This is a genomic window from Flavobacterium sp. TC780, from assembly GCF_056783245.1.
The window spans coordinates 1-5533 of sequence record NZ_JBXBAV010000064.1; the positions used below are offsets into that span (position 1 = coordinate 1).

The window sequence follows — 5533 nt, forward strand, 5'->3', positions numbered from 1 at the left end:
ATGTTAACCTACTTGGTTCGTTACGTATTGCTAAGGTTAATACATGCTCCTGTTGTTAGGGAGGCAGCACCTGGTATTCGTATGTAGAAGATGTTATGTATCATATAAACACCGAGCTTGATTACCCTAAAATGGTCAAATTATTCAATGAAGGATTTCAGAGTACTGTTAGAAGAAAGAGAGGAAAAGTAATGATAACTTACGATACTGTTACTGTAGGTTTTGCTCCTGGTGGTGTAGTGGTAGTATGGTTACAGAACGGGGGCAGACAAGTAGAAATAGGACGTTATCAAGGTAACAAAGTAGTAATAAGTTCCAAAGAAATTGCCTCGCTGGATAGCCACGAACGTTTGTTGTTTGACCCTATAGATAGAAGAACAAAAAGCCAAAAAAACCCTAAAATTATAGCTCCAGAGGTGCAGGAGGCAAATAAAAACAAACCGATCCCTTATGGACTTTGGGACAGCTACCGCATAAAATATAATTGGCGACCTACTTTTGTATTTGTAAAGAAGGAAAAATGAATGATATTCTTTATCATTTGATATGTTTAATGGTGAGGCTGAAACCTTATTGGATGACGAAATTATTGAGAATGTTTACAAAAGAAGAGCAATACCCAAAGGCTTGTATAATGGGTGGTGGGATAAAGTAGGGCAAGGTTATGGCGGAAATATCTACTTTGATGAGAAAGAAGTTTTTGCAGCTTTTAAAGAGTTACACAAAAAGAATCCAGAAGCAAATATCGATTTAGAGATTAAAATAAATCCAGGTAGTGAATATTTAGGAATAACACTAAAAAACGGAATTGGTAACATACCACTACAGAAAAGCAAAATGAAAGTTTATGAATCACGTTCATTAACAAAAGAATATAAATACAATTGGCGTCCTGTTTTTGTGTTTGCCGAAGAGGTAAAAAGACCAAATGAAATTAATATTAGACGTAGGATTTTGCAAGAGGTCCTTAAAGATAAAGCATTTATCAATATGCCATTTCAACAAAATTCACCTCCTTTTAGAGATAGGTTTAATTATAAAGAACAGGATACATTCATAAAAGCTACAGATCTAATATTTGAAGAAGATGAAATTGCTAAAACTTTTAGAAGCCTTGATAAACTCAACCCGGGTGCTCCCTAGAAATGGAAATTAAAATAGGTAAAGCTCCTCATTCTTTCAGCATTACTCTCAAGGGCAATGGGAAAGAAATACCTGTAAAATTTATAGCGGATGATTGGAAGTAATATCTTAGAAAAAGGTAAACAAGAATAAACTATGGGAAAAACATTTGTGTACAATACAAGGACAAATAAAGACGAAGAAAAACAAGATGAGCTACGCCTTACTTTTGGGATATTTATTGATAGTATGCTCAACAATAAGAGTATGCACAAAATTAAAAAAACATGAGAAAAAGAGTTCTTTATTTACTACTATTCTTTACAACAAGCTTTCTAACAAGTTCTTGTCAGGAAAAAAAGGAAAACAACAAACAGGTTAATAAACCTAGAATACAAGATACGCTTACTACTATGGAAACAAATTTTAAATGGCAAGAAGGCTTAAGTTGTCCATCAGGATATCCAATACAAGTATATAGAGGGTGGCTTGAAGGCCCACTAGTATCAAATGGAGTAAATGAAGAACCTAATAGTATAACAAGTATATCTGGTTTTGGCACTACTACTGGTATAGGAGATTGGGGCGAAAATTCCTCAGGTATGAGTCAGGGCGTAAAACCAATCCCGCAAAGACTTAACTGTACTTGGTATTCGTATGTAGAAGATGTGATGTATCATATAAACACTGAGCTTGACTACCCTAAAATGGTCAAACTATTTAACGAAGGTTTTCAAGATAGCAATCGAAAAAGAGGAAAAGTGATGACGACTTATAATCATATCACTATTGGTTTCGCTCCTGGTGGTGTAGTGGTGGTATGGTTAAAAGGCGGAGATAAAGATGTAGAAATAGGACGTTATCAAGGTAAAAAAGTGGTAATAAGTTCCAAAGAAATTGCCTCGCTGGATAGTCACGAACGCTTGTTGTTTGACCCTGTAGACAGAGAACGGACCTTAAAAAACCCTAAAATTATAGCTCCAGAGGTGCAGGAGGCGAATAAAAACAAACCCATCCCTTACGGACTTTGGGACAGCTATCGTATAAAATACAGTTGGAAACCTACTTATGGATTTGTAAGAGAAGGAAAAATTTCAGATGATTTATCATTTGATATGTTTAACGGAGAGCGAGAAACATTGTTAGACGAAGAGTTTGTTAAAAATGAATATCATGAAAGAGCAATTCCTAGAGTATTGAGTTTTGCTTGGTGGGATAAAAATGGACAAGGTTATGGAGGATATTTTCTTTTTGATGAAAAAGAAATTTTTGCAGCTTTTATGGAAATGCATAAAAAGAATCCTGAGGCAAATATTGATTTAGAGGTTAAGATTAATCCGGGTAGTACATATTTAGCAGCAACACTAAAAAATGGAATTAGTACCATACCGCTAAAGAAAAGTAAAACAGAAGTTTATGAATCACGGTCATTAACTGAAAAATACAAAAAAGAATAGGGGTTATGGGAAAAACATTTGTATACAATACAGGAACTAGCAAAGACGAAGAAAAACAAGATGAGCTACGTCTTACTTTTGGGATATTTATTGATGGTACACTAAACAATAAAAACAATACAGATAGGCGTACTGAGCATAGTCGTAAAGATATAGAAACTGGTAAAATAGATTATTCTAAAAGTAACAAGACATTGGAAGATGAGGATGATACACACTATAAAAAGATAAAGAATAAAAGACGAATAGAGGAACTTCTTTCAAAAAAAGAAAAAACTCCTGCTGAGGAAATTGAGTTTAAAGCTATTGATGAAAAAGAAAAATATCTTGTAGCCTCGCACAGAGTAGCCCTAAATGAGTTTGGTTTGGACCGTATGGGTACAGATAACAGCTATAGCAATGATTATACCAATGTGGCACGTATGTGGCAATGTTGTGAACAAAAAAAATATGCTATTTATGTACCAGGTATGGGCACAGATAACTTAATGCGTGACAGTCAGGATGGCTTTGCCTTTGGTTCTGGGCAAACGGGTATACGTGCCAGAGTACGTAATGCTTGTGAGCAAATAGCAGATAAGGTATTAGAAGAAATAAAAACGAATCCTAAAAAAGAAATTAAAATTACCCAAATCACGTTAGATGTCTTTGGTTTTAGTCGTGGTGCTGCTACGGCAAGAAACTTGGTTTATGAGGTAAATCTAGACTATAGCTATGCAAAAGCAGTGCAAAAAGAAATTCCTGACGGGGTTGAATATCGAGAACCTGCCTCTAGAAAAGGGGCGCCAATAGCAATGAAAAAATTTCGAACTGCCTTTGTAGATGTCGATAATTACGAGGTAGACAACAGTTATTTAATAGAGGACCAATTGCCAAAAATGGGGCATTTGGGATATAGTTTACTCAAAAAAACAAAACTTGAATTTGAGGATTTAAAAGATATAGAAATTATAGTTCGATTTGTGGGAATTTACGACACTGTTTCGTCTTATTTTGAGCAAAATGATGTAATGGATCACTATGATGATTATGGAAATTTAAAAGATGAAGGAGGTAAATTATTAAAAGAAGCTTGGTCAACACATTTTAATGATGATATTGGCGAGTTACATCTTAATGATTTAACCAAGAAAAAAGATACTGATGGTAAAAACAAACTACTGCTTAACAACTTATACAGTCAAAAAGTAGTTCATTTTACTGCCAAAGATGAACATCGCCAAAATTTTGCGCTTACCCGAATCAATCAAATTCCTGGTAAATATATCGAAAAAAAATTTCCAGGTGTACATTGTGATATTGGTGGAGCATATATGACGGAGAAAGAAGAAATAGATGAAATTGGAACCAGTCTAAAAGATGAAGAAGGAGTTTTTTCTTTTCTAGCTGCACTTATTCCTAGTAGTTTACCAGGATTAAACGCTCTTAGAAGCGATTTGATAAAAAAACATTGGTATAAAGAAGATCAAATAAAAATAAAAAGACAGTGGAAAAGTTTACTTCCATATTATAAACTAACAGGAATTAGGGGTAAGAAAATAGAAGGAACTGACGATGAGTATGAGGGAGTAAAAAAAGAATACAGCTATATTATGTTGCATTTTATGGAAACCTATGCAAGAAGTACCGAAATGGATAAGAATATTAAAGAAAATACAAGTGATAAATTTCCATTAGATGATTTTTTGAAAGGTGTAAAGAGTTATTTAACGCCTTATGCTCTCGATGAAACCAATCAGGTTAAAGAATGGGATTTTATAAGTGATGAAGAAATTGAACAAAAAAGACTCGACAGAATAGAACAACAGAAGTTAGAAACAGAAATAAAGAATATAGAAGAAAAACTAAAAAATCATACTTATGAAATGGAAGGTTTAAAAAAAGTAACTGACAATTTGAGGGTAGAACAGTATATACCAAAAATAGATTTTGGTACTCTTAAAATACCGCAGGAAGTAGTTGCAGAAGAATCAGGAGTAATACCTATAGAATTACCTGAAGTTGTAATTACTGCTTACAATTCTCAAAAAATGCTAAGACAACTAAGAAATGAGTACTTACATTGGTCTTCAACCAGAGACTGGTTTGGGATGCAACCTGATGAAGGTAGAAAAAGACAAATACATTAAAATATGAATTATTTAGATTACCATGTTGTACTTCCAGAACTTGATAAAATAAATGATTTTATGTTTGAAACCGTCACAACCGATTTTTCAAATTTAAAAAAAGTAAAAAAAATAAGTTATATAAGGAAAATTGCAATTACGAGATACAAAAATGATGGAAATGATATGTTGTTTCAGTTATTTTTATCTGAAATACATATTACAAGTAATTTATCTATAGAAAATGTTTTTTTTCTAAAAAAGATAGGATCTGCTTTTGATGAAATTGAAGTAGAAATAAATGATTATGGTAAAATCATCAAAATATTAAATTTTGAAGAACTAAGGAAACGTTGGGAAATTATCCGTGCGAAACTTGCTGTAGATAATGTAGGTTTTGTTGTAGAATCATATCTGCAAGGAATTAGCAATTTATTGAAAGAAGAACGAAAATTAATATCCTTATTTTCTGACTATAAGATGTTTGGTTTGTATTTTTCAAGTTTATATAGAAATTCGTATGATGTTGAGCGAAAAAGAAAAATAATAGATTGTGACAGCACTTTGATAACAGAAAAGTTTTATCCAAAAGATGAAAAATTTGATAGTTATTTAATAGAAGGTATCCCTGTTGAGAATAATGAAAATAGCGATTTTGTAAAATATGAAGGCAGTATAGAATACAGAGATGATCAAATAGAATTGGGAACACTAGAAATAGAAAAAGAAAAATCGACCATTTTGTATAACATTAATAAAACATCACTTTAATGGCAGGTGCTGCCTCCCTAACAACAGGAGCATGTATTAACCTTAGCAATACGTAAAAGTTGAATACACACATAA

At 32.8% G+C, this 5533-nt stretch carries 5 protein-coding genes and 1 pseudogene; all 6 read left to right on the forward strand.

Annotated features, from left to right (window positions below; genetic code table 11):
- Positions 1-80: 80 nt before the first annotated feature.
- Positions 81-524, forward strand: a pseudogene (locus tag AC1RYN_RS06210) (DUF2931 family protein); the annotation flags it as partial.
- Positions 525-546: 22 nt separating this feature from the next.
- On the forward strand, positions 547-1143 hold the full coding sequence (locus tag AC1RYN_RS06215) for a hypothetical protein (protein ID WP_481806257.1): 597 nt from the start codon (positions 547-549) through the stop codon (positions 1141-1143).
- Between the two features lie 135 nt (positions 1144-1278).
- The gene (locus AC1RYN_RS06220; RefSeq protein ID WP_481806258.1) at positions 1279-1413 is read left to right on the forward strand and encodes a hypothetical protein; all 135 of its coding nucleotides are present in this window, start codon (positions 1279-1281) and stop codon (positions 1411-1413) included.
- The gene (locus AC1RYN_RS06225; RefSeq protein WP_481806259.1) at positions 1410-2579 is read left to right on the forward strand and encodes a DUF2931 family protein; all 1170 of its coding nucleotides are present in this window, start codon (positions 1410-1412) and stop codon (positions 2577-2579) included. The genes AC1RYN_RS06220 and AC1RYN_RS06225 overlap by 4 nt, the downstream gene beginning before the upstream one ends.
- 5 nt (positions 2580-2584) lie before the next feature.
- Complete coding sequence (locus AC1RYN_RS06230; RefSeq protein ID WP_481806260.1) at positions 2585-4708, forward strand: phospholipase effector Tle1 domain-containing protein; 2124 nt, start codon at positions 2585-2587, stop codon at positions 4706-4708.
- A gap of 3 nt (positions 4709-4711) precedes the next feature.
- Complete coding sequence (locus AC1RYN_RS06235; RefSeq protein ID WP_481806261.1) at positions 4712-5458, forward strand: hypothetical protein; 747 nt, start codon at positions 4712-4714, stop codon at positions 5456-5458.
- The last annotated feature ends 75 nt before the right edge of the window (positions 5459-5533 follow it).